Source organism: Occultella gossypii (assembly GCF_019947135.1).
GTDB classification, from domain to species: Bacteria; Actinomycetota; Actinomycetes; order Actinomycetales; family Beutenbergiaceae; genus Occultella; species Occultella gossypii.
On record NZ_JAGSHT010000017.1, the window covers coordinates 191,871 to 207,495 of the forward strand.

The following is a 15,625-nucleotide window of genomic DNA, read 5'->3' on the forward strand; positions in this document are numbered from 1 at the left end:
GATCGGTCGGACGGGTCGGTCACTGGAACAGGTCGAGGGAGCGGTTGATCCGGGTGTCGGCGACGACGCGGCCGCCGTGCAGCACCACCCGGGCGTCGGGGGTGCCGGCGAGCAGGTCGCCGAGGTCGCCGTCGGGGACGAGCATCAGGTCCGCGGCATGCCCGACGGCGGCGCCCACCTGGGGCAGTCCGAGTACCGTCCGCGCGCCGGTGGTCACGGCGGCGAGCGCCTCCTCGGCGCGTAGGTGGCCGGCGGTCATGAGCAGCGCGGTGGTCTCGAACGGGTCCGCCCGCCCGGCCGGGTTGAACGGGTCGCGCAGGTTGTCGGCGCCGGCGGCGAGCGGGATGCCCGCGTCCAGGAGCGCCCGCATCGCGGTGAGGCCACGAGGCGCGAGGTGGGTGGCGTCCCAGCCCTGCAGGTAGAGGTTCGTGATCGGCAGGGTCACCACGCCCAGGCCCGCGCGGGCGACCAGGTCGAGGACGGGGACGAGCCGTTCCGGCGGCAGGGACCCGAGGCGGACGCAATGGCTGGCGGTGACCCGCTGGGTCAGCCCGCGGGCGAGGACCTGCTCGGCGAGGTCGACGATGTCGACCTCGGGTGCGGCGGTCTGCTCGTCGGTGTGCAGGTCGACCGGGAGCCCGTGCCGTTCGGCGACGTCGAGCATCCGGGTGGTCTCGGCATGCGGGTCCGGCGAGAGGTGCGGGCAGCCGCCGATGACGTCGACCCCGCGGGCGACGGCCTCGGCGATCGCCCAGTCCGGGGTCTCGGAACCGGCCAGGATGCACACCTGCAGCCGGATCCGTCCGGAGAGCTCCTCGCGCAGGGCCAGCAGGGCGTCGACGCCGCGCATCGGGTCGCCCTCGGCGGGCATGTCCACGTGGGAGCGGATCGTGGTGATGCCGTTCGCCGCGTAGCGGTGGATGGCCGCGAGCGCCCGCTCGTGCACGTCCGCCGACGTGATCGTGGGCAGGAGCTCGCGCCACGAGGCGACGGCCGAGACCAGGTCGTTGCCGGCGCCCGGGTCCATCCGTGGCGCGGTGAGCGCCTTGTCGAGGTGGGCGTGGGGCTCACTGGCGGCGGGCACGAACCGCCAGCCGGACGCGTCGAGGAGGGCTGCGCCGTCGGGCCGAGGCACCGGGCCGGCGGCACCCACGGGCCGGACGCCAGTGATCCAGCCATCGGTGAGGGTGAGGTCGGCGATCGTGCCGTCCGGCAGCCGCACCCCGAGGAGCGCGGCCACGGCGGTGCCGGCCAGGTGCGCCGGGGCACCCGGGGCGCCGACCGCTACGGTCGGTACCGGGGCCGCGGCGCGCGCCGGACCGGTCGTGGTGTCCGTGGTCATGAGCCCTCCGAAGGGGTGAGCAGGACGACGCCGTCGACGTCGTGACGGTGGGCCGGCCCGCCCAGCAGGTCGTGGCCGGGCCTGCCGACGGAGCGGCGCGAGCGGACGGCCCGCACGGCTGCGCCGACCCGCTCGACGGCGCCACCGGGTAGTTCGTGGCGCAGGTTGTGGGCGACCAGGACCCGGGCCGGCCGCAGCGCCGCGAGACGTTGCAGGGTGTTGTCGAAGGCGGCGACGTCCGCGCCGTCGCCGTGCAGCCAATGCGCGGCCGCGAGGACGGTGTCTCCGGCGAGCAGGGTGCCGGTGGCCTCGTCCCAGAGGGCGAGGCCGTCGGGGCTGTGCCCGGGGGTGTGCAGCACCCGCAGCGTGCGGCCCCCGAGGTCGATCGGTTCGCCGTCGGCCAGGCGCCGGGTGGGTGGCACTGCACCGACCTGCCACCCGCCGAGGTCCGGGAGCGCGTGCATCCTGGGCAGGTCCCCGACGGCGAAGAAGGCGTTCTCGTCGAGGCGCCGGTAGGTCTCGTGGTCGGCATGGACGGCGCTCATGGCGGCCGCGTACGCGGCCAGGTACGCGGGGTCGACGGCGTCGTGGCGGCCGGCCGGGTGGGCGCACAGGTCCTCGAGGTCGACCAGTGTCGCGTTCTCGACGAGGTCGGCGTTGCCGCCCCGGTGGTCGAGGTGGTCGTGGGAGTTGACGGCGAGCACCGGGAGGTCGGTGAGGGCGGCGACCGCTTCGCTGATCGACGCGATGCCCATGCCGGTGTCGAACAGGAGCGCCCGCTCGGCACCGATGACGAGGAACGAGTTCACGTGCCCCGGCTCGGCGATCAGCACCACGCCGGCGCCGAGGTCCCGGGTGTGGAACCAGTCGGCCGCGGCGGGCTCGGCGGAAACTCGGCCCGCGGTGATCTCGGCTCCGTGCACGGCGGTCATGGCCACCTCCCTGGCTCGTCGAGGAATGTTGATGTGAGTAACATCGAGCAACGTAGGCAGCGACTGTTTCCGAGACGTAACCGAACCGAACCGGGTGTGTGAACATGACCGCAGAGCAGGCGAAACGCCGTCCGAGGCGCCCCGCCAGCACCGAACGAGAGGCTGACGTGCGGCTCGGCCAGGCGATCCGCGGGCTCCGTAAGGAGCGCTCGCTGACCCTGGTCCAGGTGGCCGCCGCGAGCGGGCTGTCGCACCCGTTCCTGTCCCAGCTGGAGCGCGGCCGGGCCCGCCCGTCGATGCGGTCGCTGTTCCAGATCGCGCAGGCCCTCGGCACCACCCAGCAGGCACTGCTGTCCGCCGCGGCGGCGTCGTCGGCGGACGCGGTGGTGCGCGGCAGCGACGCCGACCTCGTGGACGTGCTGACCGGCGGCGCCCGGCTGCTGGTGCACGATCGCCACATCGACGTCACGGAGTTCGTGAACTCGCCGACGGAGTTCGCGGACTTCTTCCAGCACGACTCCCACGAGTTCCTGTACGTCGTCGCCGGGACCATCGAGGTCGAGATCGTCGACGACGCCGGCCCTCGCCTCGAGACGCTCGGCCCACGGGACTCGGTCGGCTACCCCGGCCGCACCGAGCACCGGTTCCGGCAGGTCGGCCAGACCCCGAGCGTGGTCCTCGTCATCCACGCCGCCGAACCCGGCGACACGTCCGCCACCGATCTCCCGAAGGAACCCACCGCATGATCGAGACCCTCACCGGCAACCCGCTGGACGTCCTGGCCCGATGGGTCGCCGAGGCCGAGGCGGCCGGTGTCCCTATGCCGTCCACGATGACCCTGGCCACCGTCGACGCCGACGGGAACCCGCATGCCCGCACGGTGCTGGTGACGGCGATCGACGATCACTCGCTCCGGTTCCACTCCTCCTCCCCCACGGCCAAGACCCGGGACCTGGCCGACAACCCGCGGGTGAGCGCGGTGTTCCACTGGCCGTCGCTCGGCCGGCAGGCCATCCTGACCGGTGCGGCGACCGAGCTCGACCGGGCGGTCACGACGGCCGCCTACCCGACCCGGCCCCGGACGCTGCAGCTGGTCGCGTGGGCGTACGAGGACCTGACTCCCGCGCTGACGGGACCCGACTACGAGGTCCCGGCGGGCGCCGTCGAGAAGGCCTTCGCGGCAGCGGCCGCACGGGACCCGCGGACCCTGCCCGCCCCCGCGAGCTGGACCACGATCGAACTACGGCCCTCCGGCGTGGACTTCTGGCAGGTCGGCACCGAGACGACCCCGGCCGAGAAGACCCGGTTCCGCTCCGACGACGCCGGGTGGCGCAGCTTTCCCGTGCTGCCCTGACGCGCCGACGGTCCGAGGAAGGACGCCGCGCGGCGCCGTGTTTCGCGCAGGTAAGACCTTTGTGACGGATGTTCGTCCCATCAACACTCGTCGGTACGGTCGGACCGTGACCCCCCACACCCGCTCGCTGCATTCCGTCCCCGCGCCGGCGGTGCCCGAACCGCGCCCCGAATTGGTCGGTGCGACCGGTCAGGGGCCCGATCCGGCTCCGCTCGGTGACCCCGCCCTGCTCGAGGCGTTCTGGCGTTACGAGCGCGCTCTGATCGGCAACGATGTGCCGGACCTGGACGCGCTGTTCGCACCCGGTGGGCGCACCCTGCGTGCGGATGCCGGCACCGTTCTGGTCGGCCACGACCACATCGCGGCGTTCCGGGCCGGCCGCGGTGGCGTGCCCCACCGACAGCTCACCCGCGTGCACCTGCGCGCGCTCGCCGACGGCGTCGCCCTCCTCGTCGCCGAGAGCGTCCGCGCCGACGGTGGCACGGGCGTGCAGACCCAGGTGTGGGAGCGTGGCGACGGCGGCTGGCGGGTGAGCGCGGCGCACGTCTCGACGGTGCCCGCGGCGGCCTTCGCCCCGGTGGACGGCGCGGAGGTGGACCCGACGATCTGGCGGGTGCCGCCCGGGCCGGCCCCACTGCGGCCCGGCGCCCCGGGCGGTCCGCTGACCGGCGCGCGGGTGGCCGTGAAGGACCTGTTCGCAGTCGCCGGCGAACGGATCGGGGCGGGCAACCCAACCTGGGCCGATGCCGCACCGACCGAGACCGCCGACGCCGCCGCCGTGCGCGCGCTGGTCCAAGCGGGTGCGGACGTCGTCGGGATCGCCCACACCGACGAGCTCGCTTTCTCCCTGGCCGGGGAGAACGTCCACTACGGCGCCCCGCCCAACCCGGCCGCACCCGGGCGGATCACCGGCGGGTCCACGAGCGGACCCGCCGCCGCCGTCGCGGCGGGCGTCGCGGACGTCGGTCTCGGGACCGACACCGCCGGCTCGATCCGGGTGCCCGCCTCGTACTGCGGCCTGTACGGCCTGCGCACCACCCACGACGCCGTCAGCCGGGACGGGCTCGTCGGGTTAGCGCCGTCGTTCGACACCGTCGGCGTACTCACCCGGGACGCCGCGACGCTGAGCCGCGCGGCGGGCGCGCTGCTGCCGCCGGCGGCGGTGGTCCCGACCGAGACCATCGTCGTCGTCGACGAGCTCATGGGACTGGCCGAGCCCGACGCCCGCCTGGCCACGGAGGCCGCACTGCGTGCGCTCGCGTTGCGCGCCGGCGCCCGGGTGGCGGCGGCGGACCTCGACCCCGAACTGCTGGCCTCCTGGTTCGCCGCGTTCCGCACCGTCCAGCAGGCCCAGGCCTGGGCGACCCACCGGTCCTTCGTGCGGGGCCACGGCGACCGCCTCGACGCGGCCGTGGCCGCCCGGTTCCGCGCCGGCGCCGAGGTCGATGAGGAACTGCGCGAGAGCGCGACCGAGGTACTGGCGGCGGCCCGCGATGCCCTCGTCGGGGCACTGCCCGACGGCGTCCTGCTCGCCCTGCCGTCCACGTCCTCGGCGGCCCCGCCGGTCGGCGCGAAGGCGGCCGTGGTCGAGTCCACCCGGGCGGCGACCCTGCGGCTGACCTGCCTCGCCTCGCTCGCCGGGCTGCCACAGCTCAGCATCCCGGCGGCACGGGTGGGCACCCTGCCACTCGGGCTCGGCCTCGTGGGTGGGCCCGGCGCGGACCGCTCCCTACTCGCTCTGCTCACCCAGGAGGCCCGATGACGCTCACCGCGACCGACCGCCCACGCAACAGCTGGGGGCTGTCTGCATCCGCCGTCGACCTGCGTCGACCGACCCGGCCCGAGGCACCGGTGACGATCCCCGCACAACCACAGCGGCTCACCCTCGACCTGGCCCGTACCGCCGTGCTCGTGATCGACATGCAGAACGACTTCTGCCACCCGGACGGCTGGCTCGGCGGGATCGGCGTGGACGTCAGCGGTACCGCCGCCCCTGCAGGTGCCCTGGCCGGACTGCTGCCCGCGCTACGGGCGGCGGGTGTGCCGGTCGTGTGGGTGAACTGGGGCAACCGCCCGGACCTGGCGAACCTGCCACCCGGTGTCCTGCACGTCTACGACGCCGACGGCACCGGCGGCGGCATCGGCTCCACCGACTCCCCCACCGGATCCCCGGTACTCCAGAAGGACTCGTGGGCGGCGGCCGTCGTGGCCGGGCTCACCGCGGAGCCGGGCGATCTGCACGTGGACAAGTACCGGATGAGCGGGTTCACCGACACCCCGCTGGACTCGATCCTGCGCAACCTCCGGGTGGACACGCTGCTGCTGACCGGCGTGAACGCGGACCAGTGCGTGTTCGCGACGCTCATCGACGCCGCGAACCTCGGCTACGACGTGGTCATGCTCGAGGACGCGGTCGCCACCACCAGCCCCCAGTTCTGCCTGGACGCGACCGTGTACAACGTCCGGCAGTGCTTCGGCTTCACCGCGACCGGCGCGGACCTGCTCGCGGCGCTCGACCCGCCGGGCCCCGGACCGCGTGCCGGCCTGGGTCCACGACCGTGAGCACGCCCACCTGGCTGGACCGCCTGGCCGCGCCCCAGCCCGACCCCGGTGGTGGCGCCGCCGCCGGAGCACTGCTCGGAGTGGCGGCCGCGCTCGCCTCGATGGTGGCCGGGTACAGCACGGACTGGCCGACCGGGCCGAGGTCGATCGCCGCGCTGCGTCGGCACACGGAGGAGACCCGGGCGCGTGCGGCGGACCTGGTCGAGGCCGACGGCGCCGCCTCCGCCCGCTTCGCCGCCGCCTTCCGCCTGCCCGAGACGAGCCCCGCGCAGCGCCGTGACCGGGACGCCGCGATCGTGGCGGCCTCGATCGCGGCGGCGCTGACCGCCGTCGAGCTGGGCCGGGCCGGGCTGGACCTACTGCCCGACCTCGCGGCCCTGGCCACCCACGGCAACCCGATGGTGATCTCCGACCTCGGGGTCGCCGCCTCGACCCTGGCGGCAGCGCTGCGGGCGTCGGTGCTGATGATCGAGGTGGACCTGGCGTGCGCGGCCAGGGCCGGAGACAGCAACGGGGCCGGCCTGCCGCTGCGCGCCGCGATCACCACGCTCGATGCGGCCGCGACCCGCGCCGAGGCGATGTCTGACCGGATCCGCGCGCGGGTGCGGGCCGCGCCCGAGAGGATGACGAGCGTCGCGCTGGCGCGCGCCTGACCCGTGCGACCCACCCTAGGATCGTCTCATGCAGCCGATCCCGCGCTTCTGGGAGAAGGTGGTCGGCCCGGCCACCTCCGCCGACGGGACGCCGCTCCGGCTGACGATCTGGGGTTGGTCCACCACCTCGCTCGGCCACGCCCGTGACGTCGCGAACCGGCGTCTGACCGAGACCGTGGCACGGCTGGCGGCGGGAGCCCGGCCGGGCCGGTACTACCCGCGCATGCCGCTGCGGGAGCAGACCCTGCAGGAGTTCCACGGCGCCGACGGCGCCCTCATCGGCGCGACCACCCGGAACCGTTATGGCGCCGAGGTGCTGAACACCGACCGGGTGCTGATCGCGGATGTGGACCTGCCCGCCTCCGCGACCTTCGCTCGCGCCGGCGGATTTCTGCGCCGGTTGTTCGGCGCAGCGCCGACGCCGGAGCCGGAAGGTACGCCCGGGGACGTGGCCCTGGACCGGATCCGCGCATTCGCCGCGGCGAACCCGGCGCTCGGCGCACACGTGTACCGGACCGCCGCGGGGCTCCGGGTGATCGTGACCGGCACCGACGCTGCCCCGGATTCCCCGGAGGCCGAGCGGATCCTGCACGACCTCGCCTCGGATCCCGTTTACGTGACGCTGTGCGCGACCCACAAGACCTACCGGGCCCGGCTCACACCGAAGCCGTGGCGCTGTGGCGCGCCGCGCATCACGATCGCGTGGCCCTACCCCGACGCTTCCACGCAGGCGCGGACCGAGTCCTGGATCCAGACCTATCGGCACCGCTGCCGCGGCTACGCCACCTGCCACCTGCTCGAGCGCCTCGGCGCCACCCCGACGGCGGACGAGGGCCTGATCCTCGACGTGCACGACCGGGCCACCCTGGCCGGGCCCGGGTTGCCGCTGGCCTGAGGTCGCCCGCTCCTGCCGCTGTACAGTCGCGGGGTGGTGCGGTTGCGACACGGAACGGTGACGCTGTGGTGGGCGCCCTATGACGTGGCGGACCCGACGTGGCTCGATCTCTTGGACCCGGTGGAGGCGCGGCGTTATGCCGCCTACCGTCGGAGCGCCGACCGGGCCCGGTTCCTGGTCGGCGCGGTCGCCGTGCGCCAGATCTTCGCGAACGACCTGGCGATCGCCTCGCACCGCGTGCCGCTCGACCGGACCTGTCCGAACTGCGGTCGACCCCACGGCAAGGTCCGCCTCGCCGACGACCTCCGCCAACCCGGCGAGACCCTCGAGGTGTCGGTCTCGCACTCGGGCACCTGGGTGGTGGTCGCGGCGGGTCGCGACGGACCGGTTGGCGTGGATGTGGAGGCGGTCGACCCGTCGCTGGACCACGTGGGGCTGGCCCGGGTCGCGCTCGGGGATCGGGATTCGGATGCCCTGCTCCGGCTTGGCGACGCCGACCGGGCGTGGGCGTTCACCCGCATGTGGGTCCGCAGGGAGGCGGCGGTCAAGGCCGCGTCACCGGTCCTGCCGGTAGGCTCGCCGCGCCTCCAATTGCACGACGTCGTCGTGGATGCGAACCATCGCGCGGCGGTCGCCGTCGTCGACTCGCCACCGGTTGACGTCGTCGGGCTCGACGCCAGCTCGATCCTGCCGCCGCCCGGCGCTCACAGCTGATCAGCCGTCGGCGCGCTGGGCCCGGCTCAGCGCCGGCCGGATCACCAACGCGAGCACGAGGGCGGCCACGCAGGCCCCGACCGTCACCGCGTACGCGCCGGTGTAGCCGCTGCGGTCGGCGATCTGCCCGGCCACGCTCGAACCGAGCGCATAGCCGAGGCTCGTGGATGCGGCCAACGCCATCATCGCGGCGCCCAGCCGCCGGGGATCGACGGTCGCCTCGCAGGCCGAGTACACCGTGATCAGATACGGCGCGACCGCCAGCCCGAGCACGAGCAGCACCACGGCGAGAGCGCCGATGGAGTGCACGGCCAGCAGCGGCAGGGCGAACACCGCAAGCGCTGCCCCGAACACGGGCAGCCGGTCGGCGAACGCGAACCGCGCCGGGAGGGCCGCGACGGTGAGGCCGGCCACCACACTGCCGACGCCGAGCAGGGCGTGCAGCAGCCCCGCGTAGCCGGCCTGACCCGCCTCGGTGGCCAACGCCGTCGTGCCGGTCTGTACGGAACCGAAGACCGCGCCCACGCAGAGCGTGCCCAGGGTCAGCCCGACCAGCAGCGGGGTCAGCAGCGGGCCGGACCTGGGGCCGGCCGGATGCCCGGCGGCGACGGCGGCGGTCGGGTGCAGTGCGAACCAGAGCCCGAACACGGCGAGCAGCACCGCGGCCAGGATCAGCGAGCCGGACGGGGACACGAACGCGGCTCCGAGGCCCACGATGGCCGGGCCGAGCACGAACGAGGCCTCGTCCGCCGCACCCTCGTAGGAGAAGGCCGCCGACGTCAGGCGGAACCGGTCGGTCCCCTTGCCGGCGGCGATCTCGCGCCAGCGCACCCGCGCCATGGTGCCGACCTGCGGCAGGAACAGCCCCGCCGCACCGGCGACCGCCGCGAGTGCCTGCCACGGTGCCTCGAGGCTCGAGAGCACCACGAGCAGTGCCAACAGTACGGACCCGGCCACGGACTGCACGAGCAGGACGGGCCGCTGCCCGATCCGGTCACTGATCGCGCCACCCAGGGGCGAACCGATCGCGTTCGTGATGGCGATCGCCCCGGCCGCGACGCCCCCCGCGCCGTAGCTACCGGAGACGCCGGCGACCAGCAGCAACGTGCCCATCTGGGACATAGCGAGCGGCAGCCGAGCGACGAACGCGACGACGACGTAGGCCCGTCCGGTCAGGGCGAACAGGCTGCGGTAGGAGGAGATGACAGACAGGGCGTCTCCCGGGGTCGACGGGGTGCGCTCCTCCCACCCCGGTAGCGCTGATTCCCTGAATTGTCCGGCCAGTCTAGCCGGGCCCCAGCGTCTACTCCATGGTCTGAGGGTGAGTCACGCCTCGTCCTACGAGGTCGACGGGTGTGGATGTCCCACACACCAAAGGGCGGCCTCTGACAGACTGGATAGGTGACGACCCTCGCGCTACTCGAACGCGAGATGTACTCCGAGGCGGAGGCATCTCGGCTCCTCCGCGTGCCCCAGGGCACGCTGCATTACTGGCTGGAGGGCGGCACCCGAGGTCACGTCACCTACCTTCCCGTCCTCCGGGCGGAACCCACCCGACGGCGCGTGGTCACCTGGGCAGAGTTCGTCGAGGCGGGCCTGCTCAAGCAGTACCGGCGCGATCTGCAGGTACCCATGCCCGAACTGCGGCAGTTCATCAGCCTGCTGCGAGAGTCACTGGGTGTGCCGTATCCCCTGGCGACGTTCCGGCCGTGGTCGATCGAGAAGCGCCTCGTGATCGAGGCGCAGGAACAAGCTGGGCTTTCCGAGGAGTATTGGGTGTACGCGGTTGTGGGCGATCAGCCACTGCTCCTGCCACCAGGCAAGGATTTCCTTGCCCGCGCCGAGTTCGACGGAGACGTTGCCGTACGGTGGCGTCCGAGTGCCGACCCCGAATCGCCCGTGGTCGTCGACCCAAACCTCCGGTTCGGCAAGCCGGCGGTGCACGGCATCAGCACGGATGTGCTGTGGGAGTACTCGGAGGACGGCTACACCGAGGCTGAGATCGCCAAGGAGTTCGCGATCTCGAAGTCCGACGTGGCGTGGGCAGTCGCGTACGAGAACTCGGGACGAGCGGCCTGAGTCATGCGTCCGGCGGTCGTGCGCTTCTATTTCGACGCCGACGTCCTCGGTCTGGCCCACACGATCTGCCGCCTACGCAACGACTGCACGTACCCCGGTGATCCCGGCGCACGGCAGGTCACCATCTCCGGCGATGAAGGTACTAGCACGTGGAACCAACTTGAGATCGTGATGCGCCACTGGCGGCGCATCGAGTCACTCCTAGCGGAACGGGGACCCTTCATCTACACGGCGACTCGCTCCCGCTTCGCGCGTGTCGACCTGCACTGAGCACGCACTCGGGCCTCAGGCGAAGAGACGGACTCCGTGCGTCAGCAGAATGGAGAGGACGATCAAGGCGATCAGGAGCGCCGGGATCAGGTAGTCGGCGCCAGACCGGATCATGGAGGCGGTCCAGTCCTGCGCGCGTGGGCGCAGGTAAAGATTGCCTTGCACCACGTTGAGGTGCAGCAACGTGAAGAACGTGATCGTCGTGAACACAGTGATGGTCAGGCACCATGGACACAGCGCGCCGATCACCGTGAGCGACTGCACGAACAACCAGTACGCGAAGACCAGGCCGAGCGCGTAGCCGATCTGGGCGGCGAACAGGAACCAGCGCGGGAACCGCGCGCCGCCGAGCCCGGCGACGGCGATCGTCAGGATCACCGGTTCGGTCGCCAGGCCGATGAACGCGTTCGGGAACCCGAACACGTTCGCCTGCCAGGACTGGGCGACGGTGGCGCAGCTGACGACGGCGTTGATGTCGCAGCTGAGGGAGGCGGCGGGTTCGGCGGCGAGGATGACGGCGTCGATGGCCAGGACCGCGGAGGCGATCAGGCAGACGATGGACGAGACCATCATGGTCGCGAACAGCAGCGGCGGGCTATGCCGCCGGCCGGCCAGTGCCGTTCCCTCGTCCACGGCCGGGTGTGCGCTCGGATCGACGGTGCTGCTCACCGTCCCATGGTGGGCGACCGCCGGCAGCAGAGCGTGGGACGTACGTCCCTGCAGAGGTCCCGCGACCCCACCTCCTACTGTGCGATCCTGCGCACCATCGGCAGCCGGGCGCGCGTGAGCAGCATCGCGCCGCCGATCGCCAGCGCGGGGAGCCCGACGGCGAGCAGCGCCACGGCCGGCCACGGCACCGTGAACTCCCAGAGTGCGCCCCAGTTCCCAGCCGTGCGCTGCCACAGGCTGAGCACGTAGCCCAGTGCGAGCCCAGTCCCGACACCGACGACCGCACCGATGACGGCGATCACGCCCGCCTGCGCGCCCGCCACTTTCCGGCGCAGGCCGGGGCTGGCTCCGATGGCGGCCAGGGTGGCGAGGTCCGGGCGGGACTCGGCCGCGGCGAGCCCGACGCTGAGGCCGGTCGCGGCGAGAGCGATCGCTAGTGCGGCGCCGGCGACGATCAGGCTGATGCCGACGGTGTCGCGGGAGTTCTGCATGCCCTCGACCTGCAGACTGACCCCGCCACCCAACCCGGCGAGACTGCGCCGCAACTCGTCCACATCCGCCTGGGCCAGGCCCCCGGGGGTGGTCACGAGCGCGCCGATCGGGGCCACCCGCGCCTGCACGCTCGCCGGGTCGAGCAGGTCGGCGACCTCAGGCGAGAGCAGCAGCCCGTAGGACCAGTGCCGCCACTCCACCACATGTGCCGGCACGGTCAGCTCCAGCGGGTCAGCGGTTTCGTTGCCGGCGTCGTCCGGCGGGGGGACGAGGGTGAGGTGCACCAGCCCGTCGGGCCAGATGAGGTCCGGGTCGTTGACCAGGATCTGCCCGTCCGCGAGCGCCTGCGCCGCCTCGGTCGCGCCGGGCAACCCTGAGGCGGCGACCACGGTTCCGTCGTCGACCAGGAGCTGCGCGCCCCACGCGTAGCCGGCCGTGATGGTCCCGACGGCACAACGGTCGTCCTCGGCCCCATCGTCCGCGGTCAGTCCGGGCGGGCAGACCGTCGCCGGATCCCTCTCGGCCCAGAGCTCCACGTAGCCGGCCGGGTCGTCCGGGATCAAGCCGAGCACGGGGGTGGCGGCCACATCAGGGCGCGCAGCCCGGACCACGTCCAGTGCGTCATCGAACAGGCCCTGCGCATCCTCGGCGGGGTCGATGAAACTATAAGTGGTCAGGTAGCCCGTGCCGTCTGCGGCCATCGGCGCCCAGGACGCGTCCTGGGCCCGTGCCTCGCTGGTGGTGTAGACCATCCCGGCGGTGGCCGCGGCGACGGCGGCGAGCACCGCGGCGACAGCCGGAGCGGTCCGGCCGCGCTGACGGTCCGCGTCCCGCACTGCGATCCGGGCGGGTGCCCCAAGACGCGGCGCCACGCGACCGAGGAGCGCGATGATCCCCCCGGCGGCGAGGATCAGGCCGATCTCCATGACGAGAACCCCAGGCACGAGCATCGGCATGCTCGCCTTCGTCGCACCGACGCTCGCAAGCCCGAGACCGACCACGGTGAGTCCGACCCCGATCCAGGGCACCCGCCGTCGAGGCGTGGCCTCGGAGCGACGGCCGGCGAGCGCGGCGACCACGTCGGCACGCGACGCCGTGCGGGCCGGGAGCCAGGCCGCGGCGAGACCGAGCAGCACGGCGACGCCCCCGATCGCGGCGAGCTCCCAGCTGGGCAACGCGAGGTTGGGGGGCGGGTAATCGCCTCGGCTCTGGATCAGGTAGAAGACGGCGCCGCCGAGCAGCCCGAGCGCGACCCCGACCGCGGCGGCACCGAGCCCGGCGACCAGGCCTGCCGAGAGCACGATCCGGCGCAGGTCCGCGGGCCGGCCGCCGGAAGCCGCGACGAGTGCGAGCTGCCGGGTACTGCTCTTGGCCCCGACAGCGAACGCCGGCCCGACGAGCAGCACGACCTCGAGCAGGCCGATGCCGGCGACGGCGGCTATCAGCCCGATGGTGCTGCCGGCGAGGCGGGAGTCCGCGCCGAATGACGCGAAATACGGGACCTCGGAGCGCGGCGGCGGATCCAGGAGCACGGCCCGGCTGACGGCTCCCACCCCGATCTCGTTCAACGCCAGCACGTCCGCCCAGGTGACCGGGTCGGCGCCGAGCACGTACCAGGACCTTGAGAGCGCGCCCTCCTCCGGCAGGGTGCCCTCCGCTGCCAGCCCGGAGGAGTCGCCGTTGCGCGTGATCCCGACGAGAGTGGCGGGCGTGTCGGTCTCCCTCGACGCGATCGTGAACGCATCCCCGACCTCGATCCGCAGCCGGTCGACGAGCCGCTGAGCCAGCACCACCTCGCCCGGCGCGGACGGGACGTCGCCCGACGTCAGCGGCAGCAGCCCGGGTACCCGCTCGGCATCCGTGGCGGCGAGCACCTCGTCGCTGATCCGCACGTCGTCGGTGGACAGGTCGACGGCGAACTCACGCCGCGGGACGAGTTCGGCTCCGGTCGGCACCAGTGCCGCGATATCGGCCTCACCGACCTCCTCGACCGGCTGGTCGGCAAGGCAGGTCCGCACGCCGGTGGGCATCTGCTGGATCACGAAGCCGCACGAGTCCACCGTGGCCAGCGCCTGGGCGTCATCTCCCAGCGTCTGCTGCAGCGTGGTGGCCACAGTCGGGCTCGATGAACGGATCACGGTGGCGACGAACGTCGCCCCGAACACCGGCAGCGCGATCATCGCGACCACGAGCAGGGTGCGGCCGCGATGCCGCAGCGCGTCCCGGCGGGCGATCCGTAGCGATGCCCGCCAGCGGGTCAGCCAGCGGTCCATCAGTCCTCCCGGTGGCGCGGGCCGGATGCCGCCAGGAGCGACTCGGGTTGCTCGTCGGTGGTGCTGTCCACCAGCACGCCGTCACGCAGGAACACGGTCCGGTCCGCCCACGCGGCGAACCTCGGTTCGTGGGTGACCAGCAGGCCGGCCGCGCCGGCATCCACCCGGGCACGCAGCACCCGCATCACGGCTTCACCGGTCACCGAGTCCAGCGCCCCGGTCGGCTCGTCGGCGAGGACCAGGCGGCGCGGACCGACGAGGGCACGCGCGATCGCGACGCGTTGCTGCTGCCCCCCGGACAGTTCGTCCGGGAACCGGCCGGCGAGGTGCCCGACGCCGACCTGCTCCAGGGCGAGGAGGGCCTCCTGCTTCGCCTTGCGCGGCCGGACCCCGTCGAGCTCGCGGGGCAGCGAGACGTTCTCCGCGGCGGTCAGGGCGGGGATCAGGTTCAGGTCCTGGAAGACGTAACCGATCCGCCGACGGCGCAGCGCGGCCCGGCCCTTCGCGTCCAGATCGGAGAGGGTTTCGCCGGCGAGGCGCACGGCGCCCGCGGTGGGGGTGTCCAGTCCGCCGGCGAGGTTCAGCAGGGTGGACTTGCCGGATCCGGACGGGCCCATCACGGCGACGAGCTCGCCCATCCGGACGGTCAGGTCGACGTCGTCGAGTGCGCGGACGGCCCGAACGCCGTCGCCGTGGACGCGGGTGGCGCCGATGAGTTCGAGGATGACCGGCGCGGCGCTCATCGCCGGCTCCGGGCCGGCGCGTCGGCCGTTGAGGCCGAGCGGGTGGCCGCGGCCGCGGCCCGGCTGGCCCGGGCCTCGACGTGGTCGAGCCAGCGCATCTCGGCCTCTGCCGCGAACACGTGGTGGTCGAGCACCAGCGACCAGGCGAGATCACCACCCGGGCGAGTTCCGCCGTCGGGCTCCGCGGCCTTGAGCCGCGTGAAGTCACGCAGGGCGCGCATCGTCTCGCTGCGCTGCGTCTGCACGACGGCGCGGATGTCAACGCCGGGGGCGCCGACGGCGAGCGCGAGCTTGATGACGAGCTCGTCGCGCTCCGGCGCACCACGCCGGACCGGGGAGAGCCACCAGCCCTGGGCCGCAGCCCTCCCCGGGTCCGTCAGCGCGAACCGTTCGACGTCCCCATCCCCACCTGCGTCGTCGGTGCGCTCGACCAGTCCGTCCCGCTCCAGGCGCTGGATCGTCGTGTAGACCTGCCCGATGTTCAGCGGCCAGGTGCCGCCGGTGCGCGCCTCGAACTCCTTGCGGAGCGCGTACACGCCCATCGGCTCCTCGGTGAGCAGCGCGAGCAGGCTCTGTTTGACGGACATGGCACCCCTCCCGTGCCGCCACCATGGCGACGATTACCCGGTAACCATAGCGTTACTCGG

Annotated in this window: 15 protein-coding genes; 8 read left to right on the top strand and 7 right to left on the bottom strand. The window is 73.3% G+C overall.

The window, feature by feature from the left end:
- Positions 1-19: 19 nt before the first annotated feature.
- Positions 20-1,342 carry an amidohydrolase family protein gene (locus KCQ71_RS18580; protein WP_223408671.1) on the bottom strand — a complete coding sequence of 441 codons (1,323 nt, stop codon included), beginning with the start codon at positions 1,340-1,342 and terminating at the stop codon, positions 20-22.
- Positions 1,339-2,274: an MBL fold metallo-hydrolase gene (locus tag KCQ71_RS18585; RefSeq protein WP_223408673.1), complete on the bottom strand. Its 936-nt coding sequence runs from the start codon at positions 2,272-2,274 to the stop codon at positions 1,339-1,341. The genes KCQ71_RS18580 and KCQ71_RS18585 overlap by 4 nt, the downstream gene beginning before the upstream one ends.
- Before the next feature lie 104 nt (positions 2,275-2,378).
- On the opposite strand from KCQ71_RS18585, the gene KCQ71_RS18590 reads away from it, so the two are divergent.
- The 7 genes from KCQ71_RS18590 (at position 2,379) to KCQ71_RS18620 (ending at position 8,452) form a co-directional block, all read left to right on the top strand.
- Entirely contained in the window at positions 2,379-3,020 is a 642-nt protein-coding gene (locus tag KCQ71_RS18590) for a helix-turn-helix domain-containing protein (RefSeq protein WP_223408675.1), read from the top strand.
- A complete protein-coding gene (locus KCQ71_RS18595; protein WP_223408677.1) occupies positions 3,017-3,628 on the top strand; it encodes a pyridoxine/pyridoxamine 5'-phosphate oxidase in 612 nt (203 codons plus the stop codon). Before KCQ71_RS18590 ends, KCQ71_RS18595 begins: the two co-directional genes overlap by 4 nt.
- Before the next feature lie 106 nt (positions 3,629-3,734).
- Positions 3,735-5,390, top strand: a complete 1,656-nt coding sequence (locus tag KCQ71_RS18600) for an AtzH-like domain-containing protein (RefSeq protein WP_223408679.1) — start codon at positions 3,735-3,737, stop codon at positions 5,388-5,390.
- Positions 5,387-6,190 (top strand): cysteine hydrolase family protein, encoded by an 804-nt coding sequence (locus tag KCQ71_RS18605; protein WP_223408681.1) that lies wholly within the window; start codon positions 5,387-5,389, stop codon positions 6,188-6,190. Before KCQ71_RS18600 ends, KCQ71_RS18605 begins: the two co-directional genes overlap by 4 nt.
- The gene (locus KCQ71_RS18610; protein WP_223408683.1) at positions 6,187-6,843 is read left to right on the top strand and encodes a cyclodeaminase/cyclohydrolase family protein; all 657 of its coding nucleotides are present in this window, start codon (positions 6,187-6,189) and stop codon (positions 6,841-6,843) included. Before KCQ71_RS18605 ends, KCQ71_RS18610 begins: the two co-directional genes overlap by 4 nt.
- Positions 6,844-6,871: 28 nt before the next feature.
- Positions 6,872-7,738, top strand: coding sequence for a hypothetical protein (locus tag KCQ71_RS18615; protein ID WP_223408685.1), 867 nt, complete (start codon positions 6,872-6,874; stop codon positions 7,736-7,738).
- Positions 7,739-7,771: 33 nt separating this feature from the next.
- Positions 7,772-8,452, top strand: a complete 681-nt coding sequence (locus tag KCQ71_RS18620; protein WP_223408687.1) for a 4'-phosphopantetheinyl transferase family protein — start codon at positions 7,772-7,774, stop codon at positions 8,450-8,452.
- Here the strand turns inward: KCQ71_RS18620 and KCQ71_RS18625 are convergent, their stop codons facing one another.
- A complete protein-coding gene (locus KCQ71_RS18625) occupies positions 8,453-9,565 on the bottom strand; it encodes an MFS transporter (protein WP_223408689.1) in 1,113 nt (370 codons plus the stop codon).
- A 288-nt stretch (positions 9,566-9,853) separates the two neighbouring features.
- Here KCQ71_RS18625 and KCQ71_RS18630 point away from each other — a divergent pair, with 288 nt between their 5' ends.
- On the top strand, positions 9,854-10,531 hold the full coding sequence (locus tag KCQ71_RS18630; RefSeq protein ID WP_223408691.1) for a DUF433 domain-containing protein: 678 nt from the start codon (positions 9,854-9,856) through the stop codon (positions 10,529-10,531).
- Between the two features lie 285 nt (positions 10,532-10,816).
- Here the strand turns inward: KCQ71_RS18630 and KCQ71_RS18635 are convergent, their stop codons facing one another.
- From KCQ71_RS18635 to KCQ71_RS18650, 4 genes are all read right to left on the bottom strand, one after another.
- Positions 10,817-11,470 (bottom strand): vitamin K epoxide reductase family protein, encoded by a 654-nt coding sequence (locus tag KCQ71_RS18635; protein ID WP_223408693.1) that lies wholly within the window; start codon positions 11,468-11,470, stop codon positions 10,817-10,819.
- 74 nt (positions 11,471-11,544) lie between these two features.
- On the bottom strand, positions 11,545-14,235 hold the full coding sequence (locus tag KCQ71_RS18640) for an FtsX-like permease family protein (RefSeq protein WP_223408695.1): 2,691 nt from the start codon (positions 14,233-14,235) through the stop codon (positions 11,545-11,547).
- A complete protein-coding gene (locus KCQ71_RS18645) occupies positions 14,235-14,978 on the bottom strand; it encodes an ABC transporter ATP-binding protein (RefSeq protein ID WP_223408697.1) in 744 nt (247 codons plus the stop codon). The genes KCQ71_RS18640 and KCQ71_RS18645 overlap by 1 nt, the downstream gene beginning before the upstream one ends.
- Positions 14,975-15,565 (bottom strand): PadR family transcriptional regulator, encoded by a 591-nt coding sequence (locus KCQ71_RS18650; protein WP_223408699.1) that lies wholly within the window; start codon positions 15,563-15,565, stop codon positions 14,975-14,977. Before KCQ71_RS18650 ends, KCQ71_RS18645 begins: the two co-directional genes overlap by 4 nt.
- Positions 15,566-15,625: the final 60 nt, after the last annotated feature.

What these genes read in the sequence shown, in the direction of transcription:
- KCQ71_RS18580 (WP_223408671.1), bottom strand. Translation starts at nt 1,342, where the DNA reads ATGACCACGGACACCACGACCGGTCCGGCGCGCGCCGCGGCCCCGGTA.
- KCQ71_RS18645 (WP_223408697.1), bottom strand. Translation starts at nt 14,978, where the DNA reads ATGAGCGCCGCGCCGGTCATCCTCGAACTCATCGGCGCCACCCGCGTC.
- KCQ71_RS18625 (WP_223408689.1), bottom strand. Translation starts at nt 9,565, where the DNA reads ATGGGCACGTTGCTGCTGGTCGCCGGCGTCTCCGGTAGCTACGGCGCG.
- KCQ71_RS18615 (WP_223408685.1), top strand. Translation starts at nt 6,872, where the DNA reads ATGCAGCCGATCCCGCGCTTCTGGGAGAAGGTGGTCGGCCCGGCCACC.
- KCQ71_RS18585 (WP_223408673.1), bottom strand. Translation starts at nt 2,274, where the DNA reads ATGACCGCCGTGCACGGAGCCGAGATCACCGCGGGCCGAGTTTCCGCC.
- KCQ71_RS18595 (WP_223408677.1), top strand. Translation starts at nt 3,017, where the DNA reads ATGATCGAGACCCTCACCGGCAACCCGCTGGACGTCCTGGCCCGATGG.
- KCQ71_RS18605 (WP_223408681.1), top strand. Translation starts at nt 5,387, where the DNA reads ATGACGCTCACCGCGACCGACCGCCCACGCAACAGCTGGGGGCTGTCT.
- KCQ71_RS18650 (WP_223408699.1), bottom strand. Translation starts at nt 15,565, where the DNA reads ATGTCCGTCAAACAGAGCCTGCTCGCGCTGCTCACCGAGGAGCCGATG.
- KCQ71_RS18590 (WP_223408675.1), top strand. Translation starts at nt 2,379, where the DNA reads ATGACCGCAGAGCAGGCGAAACGCCGTCCGAGGCGCCCCGCCAGCACC.
- KCQ71_RS18640 (WP_223408695.1), bottom strand. Translation starts at nt 14,235, where the DNA reads ATGGACCGCTGGCTGACCCGCTGGCGGGCATCGCTACGGATCGCCCGC.